Source organism: Bradyrhizobium sp. 2S1, assembly GCF_011516625.5.
Classification (GTDB): Bacteria; Pseudomonadota; Alphaproteobacteria; order Rhizobiales; family Xanthobacteraceae; genus Bradyrhizobium; species Bradyrhizobium septentrionale.
Map to the genome: position 1 here is coordinate 10,658,617 of NZ_CP147717.1, position 19,477 is coordinate 10,678,093.

The following is a 19,477-nucleotide window of genomic DNA, read 5'->3' on the forward strand; positions in this document are numbered from 1 at the left end:
ACTAGGATCGGCTCACAACGATAAAAATCATGGGCTCGGCGATGCAGCCGTTGCTTGCCGACAACGGGGGAGAGGAAACGGATGCAGGTTGACGCGATGGCGCAGATGCGCCGCCGGGTGGTGATCTCCTCCACGATCGGCAATGCGCTGGAATGGTTCGACTTCACCGTTTTTGGCCTGTTCGCCGGCATCTTGAGCAAGCTGTTCTTTCCGGCGGACAATCCGCATTCCTCGCTGCTGCTGACCTTCGCGACATTCGGGATCGCCTTTGCAGCCCGGCCGTTGGGCGGTCTGGTGTTCGGGCTCTATCCCGACAAGCACGGCCGCAAGAAGGCGCTGGTCGTGATGATATCGCTGATGGCTGTTGGCACCGGCCTGCTCGGCTTCCTGCCGACCTATGGCGCGATCGGAATCGCGGCACCGCTATTGCTGCTGCTGGCGCGGCTGATCCAGGGCTTTTCCGCCGGCGGCGAGTTCGGCAGCGCCAGCGCGATGCTGATCGAGTTCGCGCCGCCTGGCCGGCGTGGCTTCTACGGCTCGTTCCAGATGGTGTCGCAATCGCTGGCGTTTGGCCTCGGTGCCGCGATGGCTATCGGTCTCAATCTCGGCCTGTCGCCCGACGCCTTCGCGAGCTGGGGTTGGCGCGTGCCGTTCATCCTCGGCATTCTGATCGGGCCGACCGGATGGTATCTGCGCCGAAGATGCGACGAGTCGCCCGAATTCCAGGCGTATCTCGCCGAGAAGGCCGCGACGGCGCAACCGAGCAGGCAGACCACGCTCGGCCAATTGTTCTCCGAACATCCACGCGAGTTGATTGCCTCGTTTTGCCTGATCGCGGCCGGTACGGCGATCAACTATGTCAATGCGATCTTTCTGCCGACCTATGCGGTCGCCGAGCTGAAGCTGCCGCTCCTGAACGCACAGCTGGGCCTGCTCGTCGTCAGCGTCGTCAATGCTGGGGTGGCGGTGGCTTGCGGCGCCCTCTCCGACCGGATCGGTCGTCGCGCGGTCCTCGTTCCGGCGCTGATAGTCTACAGCTTGCTGTTCTATGTGATTTTGCAGCGGCTCGTTGCCGCCCCGACCACCGCGAACCTCTGGGAGTTGCAGATCGTCGCGGTGCTGCTCGGAGCCTTGGCCGGGCCGATGCCGGCCTTCATGACCGAGATATTTCCCGTCGGCGTGCGCTCGACCGGAGCATCGCTGATGTACAATCTCGCCGTGATGCTGTTCGGCGGGTTGGCGCCGTTCATCAACACCTGGCTGGTCCAGGTGACGGGCGACAAGGCTGCTCCTGTCTACTACATCCTGTTCGCGGCGGCGGTCGGTCTCGTGGGTCTGTCGGTCTATCGCGGGCGACCGTCCGTGCCGGGAATCGCAACTCAACCGGCGCAATGACCCTCGCTTAGCCATGCAATCGGTGCGCGACCTCAACAAGCTCGACGACTGACGTTCACGTGTGACCGGATTTGTGACATCACCTTTATTCCAGGCCTCAACCTGACATCCGCGTGAGCCCGGCGCGGCAGCAAGTCATTTGACAAATCCGCGCGCGGCCTGTTCAAACAGCCGCAACAACAACGCTGAAAAACAGGGAGCGAGGACATGAAGCTGTACGACTCGATCGGACCCAACCCGCGCATCGTGCGCATGTTCATGGCGGAGAAGGGCATCGAGATCCCCAGGCAGGCCGTCGACCTGCGCAAGGGCGAGAACCGCGAGGAAGCGCATCTGAAGCGCAATCCGCACGGCCAGATGCCGGCGCTCGAACTGGACTGCGGCAATTATCTCTCGGAGATCACCGCAATCTGCGAATATCCCGAGGAGAAGCACCCCTCGCCCGCGATGATCGGCACCACGCCGGAGGAGCGCGCCGAATGCCGGATGTGGACGCGCCGCGTCGACCTCAACATCGCCGAGCCGCTTGCCAACGGCTACCGCTTCGGCGAGGCGCTTAAATTCTTCGAGAAGCGCATTCCCGTCGCGCCCGAGGCCTCGCCGGGGCTGAAGATGATCGCAGCCAACCGCATCAAATGGCTTGATGACCAGATGGCCGATGGCCGCGACTTCATCTGCGGCAAACGCTTCACCCTCGCCGACATGCTGCTCTATTGCTGGCTCGATTTCGGCAACCAGGTCGGCCAGCCGCTGGACCAGGCGAACGGCAACATCGTCGCCTGGTTCAACCGCGTGGCTGAGCGGCCGTCGGTCAAGGCGTAGGTTCTCACCCGACCGTCATTCCGGGGCGCGCGAAGCGCGAACCTCAGGTGCGCAATTGCGCACCGGGGAATCTAGAAGTAATGGCGCGAGATTCCGGGTTCGATGCTGACGCATCGCCCCGGAATGACGGGCTCAAATCACCACCGGCTTGTCCGGCAGCTCGTTCGGGCCGCCCTCTGCATGAGGGAAATGCTTCGCCAGCTCCCGCGACACCGCCGCGACGCCGTTGATCACGCCCTGCTCGAACCGGCCTGATCGAAAATCCGCTTCCATGGCGCGGCAGATCGCTTCCCAGCCGGCGTGACCGACCTTGGCGTCGATGCCGCGGTCCGCGACGATCTCGACGTCGCGGTCGGCGAGCAGGAGATAGATCAGGACGCCGTTGTTGTGATGGGTGTCCCAGATCCGCAAATGCGAGAATACGTCCAGCGCCCGTTCGCGCGCCGGCTGGTTGCGGAACAGCGGCACACCGTCGAGCGCGCCCTCTACGACGAAACGGATCTGGCCCGAATGGGTCGCCTCACCTTCCTTGATCGCGCGCTCGATGGCGTCGAGCACGCGCGGCGGAAAGTCACGCCGCACCCGCCAGCGATGTTCGAGCAGATGCCTCCCGATGCGCTTGATGCTCATGTGCCTACCAGCTCCCCGAGGCGCCGCCGCCGCCGAAGCTGCCGCCTCCGCCGCTGAAGCCGCCGCTGTCGCTCGAGCTCGAGCCGCTGCTCCAGCCACCGCCGCCGCCGGACCAGCCGCCGGAATAACCGCCGCCGCGCCGGTACGGTCCGGAGCCCGCCGCCGGGCCGCCAAAATTCAATCCGCCGAAGATCAGCGCCGCGACACCAGCGAACAAGCCGACCACCACGGCGGTGGCGAGCGAGCCGGCCAACAACCAGGTGAAGACACCGACGATGCCGCCGGTTGCGGCCGAGCCCAACAGCCGCCCCAGCATCGCGCGCAGCGCGCTCGCCACGATGATAACGACGAAGATCGCCACCGGATTGGCGAAGTCGACCAGGTTCGGCGCCTGCCAATGCTCGGCCTCCGGCGCCGGCAGCTGCTCGCCATTGACCAGCCGGATCATCCGGTCGACGCCGGCCGAAATGCCGCCGGCGAAATCGCCGGCCTTGAATTTCGGTGTGATGTCCTCGTCGATGATGCGGTGGGTGACGACGTCGCTCAGCACGCCCTCGAGGCCGTAGCCGAGCTCGATGCGCAAATGCCGGTCGTTCTTGGCGACCACGAGCAGCGCGCCGTCGTCGACCTTCTTGCGCCCGATCTTCCAGGCCCCGGCGACGCGGATCGAGAACTGCTCGATCGTCTCCTCGCCAGTGGTCGGTACGATCAGGACAGCAATCTGGCTGCCTTTTCGTTTCTCGAGATCCTCCAGCTTTCCGTTGAGCGCAGCAATGTCGCCCGACGACAGCGTCCCGGTCTGATCGACGACGCGGCCGGTGAGCTGAGGCACTGCGACCTCGGCCCGCGCCGGGCAGATGAGGCCCAGCAGGAAAGCGAACAGGATGACGCGAATGGCGGCCATTGCGGTCGGCGCGCGCCGCCGCTACTTCGACGGCGCCGGCGTTGGGTTGAAGTCGACCTTCGGCGCGGTCGAAATCTCCTTCTCGTTCTCGACCGTGAAGTTGGGCTTCTCCTTGTAGCCGAACACCATCGCGGTCAGATTGTTCGGGAAAGTGCGGATGCCGACATTATAGTCCTGCACCGACTTGATGTAGCGGTTGCGCGCTACCGTGATGCGGTTCTCGGTGCCCTCGAGCTGCGCCATCAGGTCGCGGAACAGCGCGTCTGATTTCAGCTGCGGATAGTTTTCGGTGACGACGAGCAGCCGCGACAGCGCGCTGGTGAGCTCACCCTGCGCCTGCGTGAACTTCTGGAACGCGGCGGGGTCGTTGAGCACTTCCGGCGTTGCCTGGATGCTGCCGACCTTGGCGCGCGCGTTGGTGACGCCGAGCAGCACGTCCTTCTCCTGCTGCGCAAAGCCCTTCACCGAGTTGACCAGGTTCGGCACCAGATCGGCGCGCCGCTGGTACTGGTTCACCACCTCCGACCAGCTCGACTTGACCTGCTCGTCGTTGGTCTGGATCGCGTTGTAGCCGCAATTGGTCAGGCTCAACGTCGCCAGCGCTGCCAGCACGGTCCAAAGCTTGCGCATGAAATTGGTCCTCCCGGTGGATTCTTTGCCAGCTTAGCAGATTTTCGTCCGTTAATCCCGTGTGGCGGTTTTCGCGCCACCTTTTGCGGACGATGGCCCTTGCCTATCCCTCCCCGCGCCGTTCATCATGGCGAAAAAATCGATCCGGGGAGGATTCATGACGTCTGAACAATTCGAGACGATTGTCGTCGAGCGGCCGGAGCCCGCGATCGCGCGGATCGTGATGAACCGCCCCGAGGCCCGCAACGCCCAGAATTTGCAGATGACCTACGACCTCAACGCCGCCTTCGACCAGGCGGTGCAGGATGACGCGGTCAAGGTCATCATCCTCGCCGGCAATGGCCCGCATTTCTCGGCCGGTCACGATCTGCGGCCGGGGGCTAAGAACCAGGCGGGCGTCGATTTCCCGCCAGTCGGAAATTGGGGCGGCTTCGCCGAGCCGAACGCGCACGGCCGCTTCGCGCGCGAGCAGGAGATCTACCTGCAGATCACCCGGCGCTGGCGCAATCTGGCCAAGCCAACGATCGCGGAGGTGCACGGCAAGTGCATCGCCGGCGGGCTGATGCTGGCCTGGGCCTGCGACCTGATCGTCGCGAGCAGCGACGCCGAGTTCTGCGACCCCGTGGTGACGATGGGCGTCTGCGGCGTCGAATGGTTCGTGCATCCCTGGGAGCTCGGCGCGCGCAAGGCCAAGGAGATGCTGTTCACCGCGGACGTCTGGAACGCCGAAGAGGCGCATCGTCTCGGCATGGTCAATCACGTGGTGCCGCGCGGCGATCTCTCGTCATTCACGCTGGCGCTGGCGCGCCGGATCGCGGCAAAACCCGCTTTCGCGCTGAAGCTTTCCAAGGAGGCGGTGAACCGCTCGATCGACATCATGGGGCAGCCCGCCGCAGTCGATCAGGCTTTTGCGCTGCATCAGCTCTGCCATGCGCACAATCTTCAGGAGTTCGGAATGGTGGTCGACCCCGCGGGTCTCCATCCCTCCGTCAAGAAAACCGCCAATGTGAAGTAGATCGATGGACCTTACCCTCAGCGACGAGCAGCGTCTGCTGCGCGAGAGTGCCGACCGCTTCGTGGCGGAGACTTTCACCGCCGACCATCGCAAGAAGACGGCGAACGAGCCGCTCGGCTTTTCGCCTGCGATCTGGAAGCAGTTTGCCGAGCTCGGCTGGCTGGCGCTTCCGATCAATGAGGCCCATGGCGGGCTCGGCGGCGGCGCGATCGAGATCGGACTGTTGATGGAGGCCTTCGGGCGCGGGCTGGTGTCAGAGCCGTTTCTCTCCACGGTCGTGATCGGCGCCGCGCTGGTCGCCGAATGCGGCACCCAGGCGCAGCAGCAGGCGATCCTGCCCAAGGTTGCCGAGGGCGCGCTCACGCTCGCCTTCGCGCATTCCGAGCGCGCCGCACGCTTCGACCTCGCCCATGTCGACACCACGGCCACCAAGACCGCCGACGGTTGGCTTTTGAACGGCAGCAAGATCGCGGTGCTCGACGGTGCATCGGCCAACCAGATCATCGTCTCGGCCCGCATCGCCAATGCCAATGGCACATCCGGCAAGCTTGGCCTGTTCCTCGTGCCGGCCGGAACACCCGGCCTCACCTTGCGCGATTACGCGCGGCTCGGCGGCGGACGCGGCTGCAATCTCGATCTGAAGGATGCGCGACTGCCCGCCGATGCGCTGCTCGGCGACGGCCAGGATGCGCTGCCCGCGATCGAAACCGTGGTCGACCGCGCGATGGCCGCGCTCGGCGCCGAGGCGGTCGGCATCATGCAGACGCTGCTCGACACCACGCTCGAATACACCAAGATCCGCAAACAGTTCGGCCGGCCGCTGTCGGCCAACCAGGTGATACGCCATCGCCTCGCCGACGTCGCGATGCAGGTCGACGAGGCGCGCTCGATGGCGCTGCGCGCCGCGTTGATGGCCAATGCCGAGCCGGCGGCGCGCGGCCGTGCAGCGTCCGGCGCCAAGGCGAAGATCGGCAAATGCGCGCGCTTCGTCGCCGAGCAGTCGGTGCAGTTGCACGGCGCCATGGGCGTCACCGAGGAGCTCGATATCGGCGCCTATTTCAAGCGGCTGCTCGCCTTCGACACGCTGTTCGGCGGCAGCGCCCATCATTATCGCCGCCACGCCGCCTTGAGCGGCCGCGCCCACGCGTAAACGGAGAGCGCAACATGGATCTCACCTTCAGTGCCGAGGAACGCGCCTTCGAGCAGGAAGTCCGCGACACCATCGCCGAGAGCCTGACGCCGGAAATGAAGCGCGCCACCGCGCTGACGCCGTCGGTGTTCTCCGATCCCGACATCGGAATGGCCTGGCAGCGCACGCTGCACAAGAAGGGCTGGGGCGCGCCGGGCTGGCCGGTTGAGCATGGCGGGCCGGACTGGACGCCGGCGCAGCGCTGGATCTTCGAAGCCGAATGCGCCCGCGCCGGCGTGCCCAATGTCAACGTGATGGGCGTGAAGATGGTCGAGCCCGTCATCATCGGCTTCGGCTCGCCCGAGCAGAAGAATTTTTATCTGCCGCGGATTCTCTCCGGCGAGGACTATTGGTGCCAGGGCTATTCCGAACCCGGCTCGGGCTCCGACCTCTCCTCGCTGAAGACCCGCGCCGTGCGCGACGGCGACGACTACATCATCAACGGCACCAAGATCTGGACCACGCACGCGCATCACGCCAACCGCATGTTCGCGCTGGTGCGCACCAATGAGGGCGAGCGGCAGCAGGACGGCATCAGCTTCATCCTGATCGACATGAAGACGCCTGGAATCACCACGCGCCCGATCCTGACCATCGGCGGCGACCACGAGGTCAACCAGGTGTTCTTCGACGACGTCCGCGTGCCCGTCGCCAACCGCGTCGGCGAGGAAGGCAAGGGCTGGACCTACGGCAAGTACCTGCTCGAATTCGAGCGCGGCTCCGGCATCGCATCGGCCAAGCTGCGCGAGGCGTTGAAGACGATCTCCGATCTCGCTGCGTCCGACGTCACCGGCCGCGCCATCGAGGACCCCGATATCGCGATGCGGATGTCGGAGGTCGAGGTCGACATCGACGCGCTCGAGATGACCGAGCTGCGGGTGCTGTCTGCGCTGCAGACCGGGCAGAATCCCGGCGCGGTGTCGTCGCTGATCAAGCTGCGGGTCAGCGAGATCCGCCAGGCGGTGACCCGGCTCGGCGTCGACGTGATCGGCAATGACGGACTTGCCGTCGAGCCGGCGCGGCCGTTTTACCGGCTCAACCACGAGCCGGCGATCCCGGAAGAACTGCTGCCGGTGGTGCCGGAATATCTCAACGGGCGGGCGTATACGATCTTCGGCGGCTCGTCAGAGATCCAGCGCGACATCATCGCGAAGATGGTGCTGGGGTTGTAGGCCGGCCGTCATTCCGGGGCATCGCAGAGCGATGAACCCGGAATCTCGCGCCACAACTTCGAGGTTCCGGGTTCGCGCTCGCGCGCGCCCCGGAATGACGGCTAAGCAGCCGTCACCTTCGCGTCCTGGATCGCCTGCCAGATCTTTGCCGGCGTCAGCGGCGTGTTGAGCTGGGTGATCCCGACCTCGCTCAGCGCATCCATCACGCCGTTGGTGATGCAGGGCGGCCCGCCGATCGCACCGGACTCGCCGCAGCCCTTGGCGCCCAGCGGGTTGGTCTTGCAGGGCGCGGAGGGATCGAGCGTCACCGTGATCGGCGGAATGTCCGAGGCGCGCGGGATGCAATAGTCCTGATAGCTCGCGGTCAGAAGCTGGCCTTCCTCGCTGTAGGCCACGCCTTCGTACAACGCCTGGCCGATGCCCTGGGCAACGCCGCCATGCACCTGCCCCGTCACCAGCATCGGATTGACCGCGACGCCGACGTCGTCGACCGTGGTGTAGCGCACCACCCGCGTGACGCCGGTCTCGGGATCGATCTCGACCTCACAGATATGAGTGCCGTTCGGCCAACTCGGCCCGTCGACCTCACCCTCGCTCTCGACCGAGAGCTTGGCGCCTTTTTCCTTGCTTGCGATCTCGAACAGGCTGACGCGCCTGTCGGTGCCGACCACGGTGAGGAAGCCGTCGCGATATTCGATATCCTCGACGGAAGCTTCCAGCAGATGGGAGGCCTTGTCGCGCGCCTTGTTGATCATGTCGTTGCTGGAAACCGCAACCGCGGTACCGCCGACGAACAGCGAGCGCGAGCCGACGCTGCCGAAACCGGTGGCCAAGTCCGTGTCGCCCTGCACGACGTCGATCTTGTCCATCGAGATGCCGAGCGTATCGGCGACCATCTGGGTGTAGGTGGTGGCGAGCCCCTGCCCCATCGCCATCGTGCCGGACCAAAGGATGACGCGGCCTTCGGCGGTCGCGTGCAGCGAGACCTTCTCGGTGTGGGCGCGGCCGCCGGTCCACTCGATGTAGCTGGTCAGGCCGCGGCCATAGAGCAGGCCTTTCTTCTTGGCCGCCTTCTTGCGCGCGGCAAAGCCGTTCCAGTCGGCGAGGTCGGAGGCGCGCTCAAGCATGTGCGCGAAGGCGCCGGAGTCGTATACCTGCCCGACCGCGTTGGTGTAGGGCAGCTGCGCCGGCTTGATGTAGTTGATCTTACGGATCGCGCGCGGGTCCATGCCGATCTGGCGCGCGGCGGCGTCGAACAGCCGCTCGACGATGAACACAGCCTCCGGCCTGCCGGCGCCGCGATAGGCGCCGACCGGCGCGGTGTTGGTCATCACCGACTTGACCTCGAAATGCACCAGCGGCAGGTCATAGACGCCGGTCTGCACGAACGGGCCGAGCACCAGCGGGATGATGTTGGCGGTACCCGACGAATAGGCGCCGGTGCCGCCGATCGAGCGCACCCGATAGGCCAGCACGCGGCCCTTGGCGTCGAGCGCGAACTCGCCGGTCGAGGTCAGGTCGCGGCCATGAGTGCCGCCGACGAACTCGTCGGTACGGTCGCCGCGCCAGCGGATCTTCTCGTTCAGCTTGGTCGCGGCGTAGGCGACGATGCCGTCTTCCGGATAGAGGCTGGTCTTCTGGCCGAAGCCGCCGCCGATGTCGCCGACCAGCACGCGCACGCTGTCCTTCGGCCGCTTCAGGATGGATTCCGCGAGCAGATCGCGGGTCGAGCCCGGGGTCTGCGACTGCACGTGGAGGATCAGCCGCCCGGTCTTCTTATCGATCTCGGCGATCGTCGAGCGGGGCTCCATCGCCGACGGCACCAGGCGCTGGCTGACCAGATCGAGCGACACCTTGTGCGCGGCGCTGGCGAAGGCTGCCTCGACCTTGGCGGCATCGCCATAGCTCATCGCGGCCACGATGTTGTCGGGCGCCTCCGGCCAGACCGCCGGCACACCGGGCTTGATCGCCTCGACCGGATCGACCACCGAGGGCAGCACCTCGTAGTCGATCTCGATCGCTTCGGCCGCGGTCTGCGCCAGCACCCGCGAGGTCGCGACCACAGCCGCGACACCCTCGCCCGCGTAGCGCACCACCTCATGCGCCAGCAAGCGGCGCGGCGGCACGGTCATCGGCGAGCCGTCGGGCCGCTTGAAGATCGCGAGCGTCGGCAGCGTGCCGATATCGTCCTTCAACAGGTCCGCGCCGGTATAGACCGCCTTGACGCCGGGCATCGCCAGCGCCGCCTTGACGTCGATCGACTTGATGTTGGCGTGGGCATGCGGCGAGCGCAGCACGTGCAGCCAGAGCGCGCCGTCGGCCGGCTTGTCGTCGATGAAATGCCCCTTCCCGGTGAGCAGCCGCTGGTCTTCGAGACGCTTGACAGGCTGGCCCGCACCAAAACGCATATTGCCGGGAAGAATGTTCATCAGAGGGTCCTTGGATTGCAGAAATTTCGGCGGGTTTTAACGGATTTTCGGCGCGAGACAACACGCCCGGAAACGACGAGGTAATGCGCGTTATGCATCGCGCAAGCCAGTTTCAGCCGAGATCGCGCAACGCTGCCTCGACCACCTGGCGCTGCTCGGCCGTGAGCGGCGCCTGCGGCGGCACCGGGTCGCCGACGTCGTAGCCCTGGATCGCAAGCCCGGCCTTGATGCAGGCCGCGAGGTTGAAGCGGGCGAAGGCCTCGTTGATGCGCCAGAGCTTGCGCTGTAGCGCCATCGCCTCGTCCCAGCGGGCGCGGCGGCACAGGTTATAGAGCTCGACGCTCTGCCGCGGGATGATGCAGGCCGGGCCCGCCATCCAGCCATGGCCGCCGATCAGCATCACCGCGGCCGGAATATGGGCGGAGGCCGAGAACACTTTCAGGCTGTCGCCGCAGCGGTTCATGATCGACAGCAGCCGGCCGGTGTTGGTCGAGGCGTCCTTGATGTAGCCGATCCGCGGATGCGCGGCGAGGCGCGCGATGACGTCGAGCGTGAGGTCGGAGCGCTGGAAATTCGGATTGGTGTAGATCACCACGGGAATATCGACCGCATCGGCGATGGCGCGGAAATAGGATTCGACCTGCGCGTCGCCGACCGGGAAATACGCCTCCATGATCGCGAGAATGCCGGCAGCACCCCGCTTCTGATAGGCCTCGGCCTGCGCCACCGCATCGGCCGTCGAGGTCGAGGCGACGCCCGCCACCACCGGCACGCGGCCCTGCGCGGCCTCGATGGTGGCCGCCACCACCTGCATGCGCTGCGCGTTGTTGAGATAAGCGAACTCGCCGGTCGAGCCGAGCGGCGTCAGCCCATGGACGCCGGCCTTGATCAAATCGTCGCACAGCCGGCCCAGCACCTCGGTGCGGACATGACCGGCGGGGTCGACCGGGGACACCAGATAGGGAAAGACGCCGTGAAAATCAGCCATTTGCGAGCCTCGTTGACGGCGAGACATAGTCGGGATCGTGCGCAAAGGGAAGCGGCTCGCCGCTACGCAAGGCGCCCAGCACCGCTGCAAAGTCGGCTACCGCGCGGAAACCGAGCAGCCGTTCGGCCTTGGTGGAATCGTAGATCCGGCCGATCGACCGCGGCAGGCGCCAACCGCGCTGCGCGAACAGCGCTGGCGCATCGGGGAAAGTGCGCGCGATCACATCTGCCGCGTCCGTCTTCAGGTCCGCGACATCGCTGCGCGCAAACGGCGTCGGTGCGCTGATCACGAAGACCTCGAAGCCACGGATCTTCTCCAGCGCCACGACATGGGCATCGGCGGCATCCTCGACGGTGAGGCGTCGGTAGAGCAGCTCGGTCGCCTTCAGGTTCTCACCATGGATATCGCGGATGGTGTCGTCGTCCTCGGGGAAGAAGCGGCCGGTGCGCAGCACCGCGCAGTTCAGCCCATGCTCGCGACTGTACAGCCGGCACAGCCCCTCGGCGGCAAGTTTTGTAACTCCGTAGATGTTGCGCGGCTCGAGCGGCCCCGAGGTTTCGTCGAGCCACACCGCCGCATGGCCTTCGTCGTCGCGGATCGCCTGCGAGATCATCAGCGACGTGGTCGACGTGAAGACGAAACGATCATGGCCGGCGGCGGCTGCCGCCTGCAGCAGATTGAGCGTGCCTGACACGTTGACGTCGACGAAGGCCTGCGGCGAGAACCGCGCGATGTCGGGCTTGTGCAGCGCGCCGCCATGAATTACGGCCTCGATATTGTTATCAGCGAACACGCGGTCGACCACCGATCGGTCGACCACCGAGCCGACCACATCGGTCGCCGCGCCCGGGACGACGTCGAGGCCGGCTACCTCATGGCCGGCCTGTCGCAGCCGCGGCGCAAGGAACCGGCCTAGCCAACCGGAGGAGCCGGTCAACAATACGCGCATGAATTCCGCCCGGCCCCGCGCCTTCAGAACACCTTGGCGATCGCAGCCTGCGCATCGCCCTGGATCTGCTTCAGATGGTCCGGCCCGCGGAAGCTCTCGGCGTAGATCTTGTAGACATCTTCGGTGCCGGACGGACGCGCGGCGAACCAGCCGGCCTCGCTCTCGACCTTGATGCCGCCGAACGGCTGGTCGTTGCCAGGTGCCTTGGTCCTGACCGCGCGCACGGGATCGCCGGCGAGCTCGGTCATGTTGAGCTGCTCGGGCCCGAGCGCCTTCAATGCGTTCTTCTGCTTCGGCGTCGCCGCCACATCGATGCGCTCATAATAGGGAACGCCGAGCTCGGCGGTCAGCTCCTTGAACAATTCGCTGGGATCGCGGCCGGTTTTGGCGATGATCTCCGCCGCCAGCAGGCCGAGGATGATGCCGTCCTTGTCGGTGGTCCAGGCCGAGCCGTCGCGCTTGAGGAACGAGGCGCCGGCGCTCTCCTCGCCAGCAAAGCCGAAGCCGCCGCTGCCGAGCCCGTCGACGAACCATTTGAAGCCGACCGGCGTCTCCACCAGCTTGCGGTTCAGCTTCTTTGCGACGCGATCGATGATCGAACTCGACACAATGGTCTTGCCGATCGCTGCGCTCCCGCCCCATTGCGGCCGGTGCGCGAACAGATAGGCGATCGCGGTCGCAAGGAAATGGTTCGGGTTCATCAACCCGTTGGAGCGGGTCACGATGCCGTGGCGGTCGGCGTCGGTGTCGTTGGCGAAGGCGACGTCGAACCGGTCGCGCATGCCGATCAGGCTCGCCATCGCGTAAGGCGACGAGCAGTCCATCCGGATCTTGCCGTCCCAATCCGCGGTCATGAATCGGAAGGTCGGATCGACGGCCTCGTTGACGACGCTGGCGTTGATGCCGTAGCGCGCGATGATCGGCTGCCAGTAATGCACCGCCGCGCCGCCGAGCGGATCGATGCCGATCTTGACCCCGGCGGACTTGATCAGCGCAAGGTCGACGGTGTTGCCTAGATCGGCGACATAAGGCGTGATGTAGTCGTGCAGATGCGTGGTCGCGGCCTTGCGCGCGCGATCAAACGGCATCCGCGCGACGCCTTTGAGGGCGGCCTCGATATAGCGGTTGGCGTTCTTCTCGACCACGGCGGTGACGTCGGTGTCGGCGGGGCCGCCATGCGGCGGATTGTATTTGTAGCCGCCGTCCTCCGGCGGATTGTGTGACGGCGTGATGACGACGCCGTCGGCAAGGCCTGTGCTGCGTCCCTTGTTGTAGCTCAGGATCGCATGCGAGATCACCGGCGTCGGGCTGTAACCGCCCTGCGCGTCGATCATGATCTCGACGCCGTTGGCGGCGAACACTTCCACCGCGCTCGCCAGCGCCGGCTCGGCCAGCGCATGGGTATCGATGCCGATGAACAGCGGACCGGCGAGCCCCTTCTCGCGCCGGTAATCGCAGATCGCCTGCGTGGTGGCGAGAATGTGGTCCTCGTTGAAGGAATTCTTCAGCGAAGAGCCGCGATGGCCCGAGGTGCCGAACGCAACCCGCTGCGCGGGATCACTGGCGTCGGGCTTGCCTGCAAAATAGGCCGTGACCAGCCGCGGCACATTGGCGAGCGAGGCGGGATCGATGGGTTTGCCGGCGGCGGGATTTGGTGCAGTCACGTGACCTCTCAGATCTGGTATCGCCGATCATCAGCACAGGAGTGATGCACTGGCGTGCTACCATGATGGCTTGCGTTCAATCAAGCCGAGCGCTTTTCGTTCCTTGCGAAACGCAGCAATGCGCTACGACACGTCGATCTGCTGCACCCTCTCGCGTAATTCGTCGACCAGCACGCGCTTGTTCTCGGTATAGTCGATCGGCACCACGACGAGATGCACGCCGCCGCCGGAGAAGGCCCGCTCCAGGGTCGGGGCGATCGCTTCCGTGCTCTCGATCCGCGAACCCTTGGCGCCGTAGCTCTCGGCGTATTTGACGAAATCCGGATTGCCGAACGTCAGGCCGAAATCCGGGAAATTGTCGACCGCCTGCTTCCAGCGGATCATGCCATAGGCGGAGTCCTCCAGGATCAGGATCACGAGATTGAGCTTGAGGCGAACCGCGGTCTCGAGCTCCTGCGAGTTCATCATGAAGCCGCCGTCGCCGCAGACCGCGAGCACCCGGGTCTTCGGATAGAGCATCGCCGCCATCATCGCCGACGGCAGGCCGGCGCCCATGGTCGCAAGCGCGTTGTCGAGCAGCAGCGAGTTCGCGAGCAGCGTGCGGTAGTTGCGCGCGAACCAGATCTTGTACATGCCGTTGTCGAGCGCGACGATGCCGTCTTCGGGAATGACCTGCCGCACATCGTGCACGATGCGCTGCGGTGTCGGCGGCCAGCGGCCCTCGGTGGCGCGATCGGTGATCTTCGCCAAAATGCTCTCGCGCAGGCTGAGCAGTGCGCTGGCTTGCGGCAGCTTTCCTTCGACCCGGTCGGCCAGCAGCTCGAGGCTCGGACCGACATCGCCGATCACCTCACATTGCGGGAAATAGACCTGCTCGACATTCGCCGCGGTGTAGCTGACATGGATCACCTGCGGCCCCTTCGGGCCCATGATGAAGGGCGGTTTCTCGATGGTGTCGTGCCCGATCGCGATGATGAGATCGGCGCGGTCGATCGCCTCATGCACATAGTCGCGCTCGCTCAGCGCGGCGGTCCCCATGTACTGATTGGTGCCGCCCGACACCGTGCCCTTGCCCATCTGGGTCGTGAAGAACGGGATTTTGGTTCGGCGCACGAAGTCGCCGATCCCGGCGGTAGAGCGCGGGCGCGATGCCGCCGCGCCGAGCATGATCAACGGACGCTGCGCCTTCAGGATCATCTCGGCGGCGCGGTCGAGCGCGGCGGCATGCGCGACCGGAATCTCGATCGGATGCGGCGAGATCATGTCGACCGGCGCGGTCTCCTCGCGTGCGATGTCCTCCGGCAGTTCGAGCAGCACCGGCCCTGGCCGTTCCTGCGTCGCGATCCGGAAGGCGTCGCGGACCAGCGTCGGAATGGTGGCGCCGCTGACGATCTGCAGCGAGAGCTTGGTCAGCGGGCGGAAGGTGTTGACGATGTCGACGATCTGGAACTTGGCCTGCCGGCTGCTCAAGATGCCCTTCTGTCCCGTCAACATCACCATCGGCATCGCGCCAAGCAGCGCGTAGGCCGCGCCGGTGGTCAAATTAAGCGCGCCGGGGCCGAGCGTCGTCATGCAGACGCCGGGCTTTCCGGTCAGCCGGCCATAGGTCGCCGCCATGAAGGCCGCCGCCTGCTCGTGGCGCGTCACGATCAGCTTGATCGAGGAGTTGCGCAGGCTCTCGACGACGTCGAGATTCTCCTCGCCGGGGACGCCGAACACCCGTTCCACGCCCTCATTCTCGAGGGCCGCGACCAGCAAATCGGAACCTTTGACCATGTCAGCCTCGCATCGTTGATTGCATGCCGCCCACGGAGCATAGCCGCATCGCGCGCCGCCGGAAACTCCCTCGCCAGCTCACGGCTTGTGCGCCCTGATCCAGGCGTCGGCGGCGGGTAGCACGCGCGTGGTCAGATCGGCCGAGATCGCGATTGCCTGCAAGGCTCGCGCCACCATCACCCGTCCGCCGCTGGTCGATTGCGACGGGGCGAACGCAGCGAGCTCCGCCGCGTGGGCCTGATCGGTAAAATTGGTCATGAAGTTCGGCACGAACTGGTCACGAAAGTTCGGCCCCTGCCTTGCCAGCAGCGTGTCGAAATTGGTCTGGACGAAATCCCAGGCCAGCTGCGGCTGCTCGCCTGCGGACGCAACCGTGCTGATCATCCCGGTCACAATCGTGTCGGGCAACTCATTGGTCAGCGTCAAAGCCAGCGTCGCGCGCGCCAATTCGGCGTCGCGGGCGCTGGCCGCGGCGAAATAATAGCGCAGCCGCTCATTGGTCGCCGTGCTGTTGCGCGCCAGCGCCAGCAGCCTGTCATAGGTCGCCCGATCCGCCGTGATGCCGACGACATGGGTGACGGCATCGCGCAGCGTGGTTGGAAGCGCGTTGGGATCATCGAGGAACGCAGCAAAGCGCCGCTTCGCCTCAGTCACAACAGCGGCGTCACCGAGGTCGCCAAGCGTCGAGATCAGGCTCGCGCGCAGCAGCGCAGTGTCGTCGTCGCCCGATCCGCCGCCATCCCATCCGATCCGCTCGAACACCGGGCGCAGCTTGGCGCGGGCATAGGCCTGGATCACCCGCCGCTCGGCGCGATCGCGCGACAGGCGGTTGAGCGCGGCGAAGGTCGAGATCACCTGATCCCAGACCGCGCGATGATCGCCGGCATCGAGCGCATCGAGCAGCGCGAGATAGGATGCCGGCTCGGCGCGGCCGGCCTGCACCAGCGCCCAGCTGTCGGTCACGACATTGAGCCGGTCATCGACTTGCATTTGCGGGAATGCGTTCAGCAACGCCGCACGGTTCTTCGGGCCATACTCGACCCTGTAGTATCCGATGTCGCCGAGATTGACCTTGATCGCATCGCCGCATGCGCCTGCCGGAATATCGGCGCTGCCCTGCAGCAGGATCTCGTCAAACGGCTTGCCGCGCGCGGGTCCGACCGCAACAGGGATCTGCCAGATGCGCGACGCCAGCGGCGCCGTATCGGCCGGCGCGATCACGAAACGGTCCTGTCGCAATGTCAGGTGCTGCGCGGCGCCATCGCAGGCGGTCTCGGCCACGACTAGCGGCACACCGTCCTGCGCGGTGAAGGAGGCAGCGATGCCGGTGATGGTCTTGCCGCCGGACGTCTCGAGCGCCTGCCAGAGATCGGCGGTGGTGGAATTGCTGTAGGCATTCGCGGCCATGTATTTTCGGATGCCGTCACGGAACGGCGCTTCGCCGAGATAGGTCTCGAGCATGCGGATCAGCGCCTGGCCCTTGTTGTAGGTGATGGCGTCGAACGCCGTGACCGCTTCGCTGTGATCGGCGATCGGCTGCTGCACCGGATGCGAGGTGCGGCGCGCATCGAGCGCCATGGCAAACTGCTTCGCGCCGTAGCCGTTCAGCCAGCTCTGCCATTGCGGATAGAACTGCTGCGAGGCCTTGGTCGCCATCCAGCTCGCAAAGCCTTCGTTGAGCCAGAGATTGTCCCACCACGCCATGGTGACGAGATCGCCGAACCACATATGCGCCATCTCGTGCGCGATGATGGCGAAGATGCCGCGCCGTGCGGTCTCCGCAGAGGTAGCGGGGTCGAACAGCAGCCGGCTCTCGAAGAAGGTGATGCCACCCCAGTTCTCCATCGCGCCGCCGAACCCGCCGGGCACGGCGATCAGGTCGAGCTTCGGCAGCGGATATTTCACGCCGAAATAGTCGTTGTAATAGGCGAGCAGCTTCACCGCGCTGTCGAGCGCAAACCGGCCCTGCCCGCTCTTGCCCTCCGTTGTCACCACGCCGATGGTGACGCCGCCGGCATCCGCCGTAACGCGCTCGAGCTCGCCGATCGTAAGCTCGAACAGATAGGTCGACATCTTCGGCGTCGGCGCGAACGTAACTTTCTTGAGATCGCCGGCGGCCGGCGCCTCGCTTGCGATGGGCATGTTGCCGACCGCGAGCAGATTGCGCGGGATTACGACGGTCAGCGCAAAGCTCGCCTTGAACGACGGCTCGTCCCAGCACGGAAAGATCCGCCTTGCATCGGCCGGCTCGAGCTTGCTCGAGATCAGCCGCTTGATCCCGGCCTTGGTTGGATAATCGACCGAGAACAGACCGGTGCCGAATTTGTTGATCTGCGCCGTGAAGGCGATACGCAGCCTGTGGCGGCCGGCCGCGAGCGGCTGGGCAAAGGTCAGCGTCGCCGTCTGCGCCGTGGCGTCGGTCGCGACTTCCGCGCGCTGCGTACCGTCGTCGATCGTAACCTCGGCGAAGGTCGTGCTGATCGCATTCAGCGTCACCTGCGCAACCGGCGCGCGCAGCTCGATGTCGACGGTCTCGACGCCGGGTAAGGCGAGGCTCGTGAAATCCGGCGTCAGCTCGATCGCGTAGTTCAGCGGGACGACCGTCTTCGGCAGCTTTCCGGGTGTGCTGTCGAATGAAAATGTCTGCTCGGCCTGTGCGCCGGCGGCCATTGCCAGCAGCAAGCCGATCGCCGTGGCAAGACGACGCAGCAGCGCCGTTTGGACGTGGGTTGCAGGCTTGTTCATCGCGCGCGGCTCACGATATCGGAACTTTCGGGGTGGCATTGCGGAAGGACCTGACGGGCAATCTAGTACCCAGAATCAGAGCTGAGTGATACGGCGGCCTTTGAAACGGCGTTGACGGACCTTTTTCTTGGTCCAGACGAAGGGCTCGGCTCTGTCGTTGTATGCGTTGACGTAGGCATCGATGTGCTCCTGAAGCTGCGTGAGGCTTGTGAAGGAGGTGCCGCTGAGCGACTGCCCCTGCAAGATCGAAAACCATACCTCGACCTGATTGAGCCAAGACGCACTTGTCGGCGTGAAATGAAATTGCACGTTGGGGTGGGCCTTGAGCCAATGCTCGTTCTTCTTGTGGGTGTTGAGGTTGTCGAGGATGACGTGAAGCTTCCGGTTCGGAAAAGCCGCGGTGACGCTGTTCATGAAGTCGAGAAACTCGACGCGGCGTCGGCGTTTTGAATGCGCCGCGATGATCTTTCCGGTGGCGACTTCGAGCGCCGCAAACAATGTTGTGGTGCCATGCCGCTTGTAATCGTGGCTCTGGCCGGTCAAGGCGCGGCCATTGGGCAACTTCAGATAACCCTGCGCTCGCTCCAAAGCCTGGATCGAGGGCTTCTCGTCCACGCACAGCACAATGGCCTTCGCGGGCGGGGCGACATAGAGGCCGACAACATCGGCGGCTTTGGCCGTAAAGTTCGGGTCGTTGCTCTCACACCAGGACTTACGAGCCGCGAGGTCAATCTTGTGGCTGCGCAGGAACCGCCAGACATATTGGACGTCAACATCGCCCAGCGCCCCGGCCAGCAGGGGCCCGGTCCAGCGTGCGAACCCGTCCGGCGGCGGCTTGTCCAGCAGCTTCAGAATCCGCTTGTCGGTGGCCTTCGTATAGATTGGCTGCTTGCCCGGTCGCGGCTTGTCTTGCAGCCCTTCAAGGCCTTGGTCGGCATAGCGATGCCGCCAAAGGCTGACAATCCGCGGCTGGACCCCAACTTCCTTGGCGATCGACCGAGTGCTGCGTCCATCCGCCGCCAACAGAACTATCCGCGCCCGCTTCAAATCGCGCTGCAACGTCACCGGGGAGCGGCAACACGCCTCAAGCACCTTGCGATCTTTCCTCGAAAGGTGGACTTCTCTTGCTTCGGGTATCATCCCGACCTTGAATCACGACTCACGCTTTA

The 19,477-nt window shown here is 65.2% G+C and carries 15 protein-coding genes; 5 read left to right on the forward strand and 10 right to left on the reverse strand.

All coding sequences use genetic code 11. From position 1 onward, the window contains the following. Positions 1–81: 81 nt before the first annotated feature. Together HAP54_RS50650 and HAP54_RS50655 are read left to right on the forward strand one after the other, a co-directional pair. Positions 82–1,395: an MFS transporter gene (locus HAP54_RS50650; RefSeq protein ID WP_224741192.1), complete on the forward strand. Its 1,314-nt coding sequence runs from the start codon at positions 82–84 to the stop codon at positions 1,393–1,395. 207 nt (positions 1,396–1,602) lie between these two features. Then, on the forward strand, positions 1,603–2,217 hold the full coding sequence (locus HAP54_RS50655) for a glutathione S-transferase family protein (RefSeq protein ID WP_166298485.1): 615 nt from the start codon (positions 1,603–1,605) through the stop codon (positions 2,215–2,217). 132 nt (positions 2,218–2,349) lie between these two features. Here the strand turns inward: HAP54_RS50655 and HAP54_RS50660 are convergent, their stop codons facing one another. The 3 genes from HAP54_RS50660 to HAP54_RS50670 are packed head-to-tail and all read right to left on the reverse strand — an operon-like array spanning position 2,350 to position 4,381. Next, a complete protein-coding gene (locus HAP54_RS50660) occupies positions 2,350–2,847 on the reverse strand; it encodes a TPM domain-containing protein (protein ID WP_166298486.1) in 498 nt (165 codons plus the stop codon). Positions 2,848–2,851: 4 nt separating this feature from the next. Further along, entirely contained in the window at positions 2,852–3,751 is a 900-nt protein-coding gene (locus HAP54_RS50665; protein ID WP_166298487.1) for a TPM domain-containing protein, read from the reverse strand. 21 nt (positions 3,752–3,772) lie between these two features. Further along, positions 3,773–4,381, reverse strand: coding sequence for a LemA family protein (locus HAP54_RS50670; RefSeq protein WP_166298488.1), 609 nt, complete (start codon positions 4,379–4,381; stop codon positions 3,773–3,775). Positions 4,382–4,538: 157 nt separating this feature from the next. On the opposite strand from HAP54_RS50670, the gene HAP54_RS50675 reads away from it, so the two are divergent. The 3 genes from HAP54_RS50675 to HAP54_RS50685 are packed head-to-tail and all read left to right on the forward strand — an operon-like array spanning position 4,539 to position 7,757. Continuing rightward, a complete protein-coding gene (locus HAP54_RS50675) occupies positions 4,539–5,396 on the forward strand; it encodes an enoyl-CoA hydratase (RefSeq protein WP_166298489.1) in 858 nt (285 codons plus the stop codon). A 4-nt stretch (positions 5,397–5,400) separates the two neighbouring features. Then, entirely contained in the window at positions 5,401–6,546 is a 1,146-nt protein-coding gene (locus HAP54_RS50680) for an acyl-CoA dehydrogenase family protein (protein WP_166298490.1), read from the forward strand. A gap of 14 nt (positions 6,547–6,560) precedes the next feature. Beyond that, positions 6,561–7,757, forward strand: a complete 1,197-nt coding sequence (locus HAP54_RS50685; RefSeq protein ID WP_166298491.1) for an acyl-CoA dehydrogenase family protein — start codon at positions 6,561–6,563, stop codon at positions 7,755–7,757. A 101-nt stretch (positions 7,758–7,858) separates the two neighbouring features. On the opposite strand, the gene HAP54_RS50690 is transcribed toward HAP54_RS50685, so the two are convergent. From HAP54_RS50690 to HAP54_RS50720, 7 genes are all read right to left on the reverse strand, one after another. Next, positions 7,859–10,186, reverse strand: coding sequence for a xanthine dehydrogenase family protein molybdopterin-binding subunit (locus HAP54_RS50690; protein ID WP_166298492.1), 2,328 nt, complete (start codon positions 10,184–10,186; stop codon positions 7,859–7,861). A gap of 112 nt (positions 10,187–10,298) precedes the next feature. Continuing rightward, positions 10,299–11,174: a dihydrodipicolinate synthase family protein gene (locus HAP54_RS50695; RefSeq protein ID WP_166298493.1), complete on the reverse strand. Its 876-nt coding sequence runs from the start codon at positions 11,172–11,174 to the stop codon at positions 10,299–10,301. Beyond that, positions 11,167–12,123: an NAD-dependent epimerase/dehydratase family protein gene (locus HAP54_RS50700; protein WP_166298494.1), complete on the reverse strand. Its 957-nt coding sequence runs from the start codon at positions 12,121–12,123 to the stop codon at positions 11,167–11,169. Before HAP54_RS50700 ends, HAP54_RS50695 begins: the two co-directional genes overlap by 8 nt. 23 nt (positions 12,124–12,146) lie before the next feature. After that, positions 12,147–13,787, reverse strand: coding sequence for a phosphoglucomutase (alpha-D-glucose-1,6-bisphosphate-dependent) (gene pgm / locus HAP54_RS50705; RefSeq protein ID WP_166298495.1), 1,641 nt, complete (start codon positions 13,785–13,787; stop codon positions 12,147–12,149). Between the two features lie 123 nt (positions 13,788–13,910). Continuing rightward, positions 13,911–15,563, reverse strand: a complete 1,653-nt coding sequence (locus HAP54_RS50710) for an acetolactate synthase large subunit (RefSeq protein WP_166298496.1) — start codon at positions 15,561–15,563, stop codon at positions 13,911–13,913. 78 nt (positions 15,564–15,641) lie between these two features. After that, the gene (locus HAP54_RS50715; RefSeq protein ID WP_166298497.1) at positions 15,642–18,308 is read right to left on the reverse strand and encodes a M1 family metallopeptidase; all 2,667 of its coding nucleotides are present in this window, start codon (positions 18,306–18,308) and stop codon (positions 15,642–15,644) included. 75 nt (positions 18,309–18,383) lie between these two features. Beyond that, positions 18,384–19,448 carry an IS630 family transposase gene (locus HAP54_RS50720; RefSeq protein WP_166204319.1) on the reverse strand — a complete coding sequence of 355 codons (1,065 nt, stop codon included), beginning with the start codon at positions 19,446–19,448 and terminating at the stop codon, positions 18,384–18,386. Between the last annotated feature and the right edge of the window lie 29 nt (positions 19,449–19,477).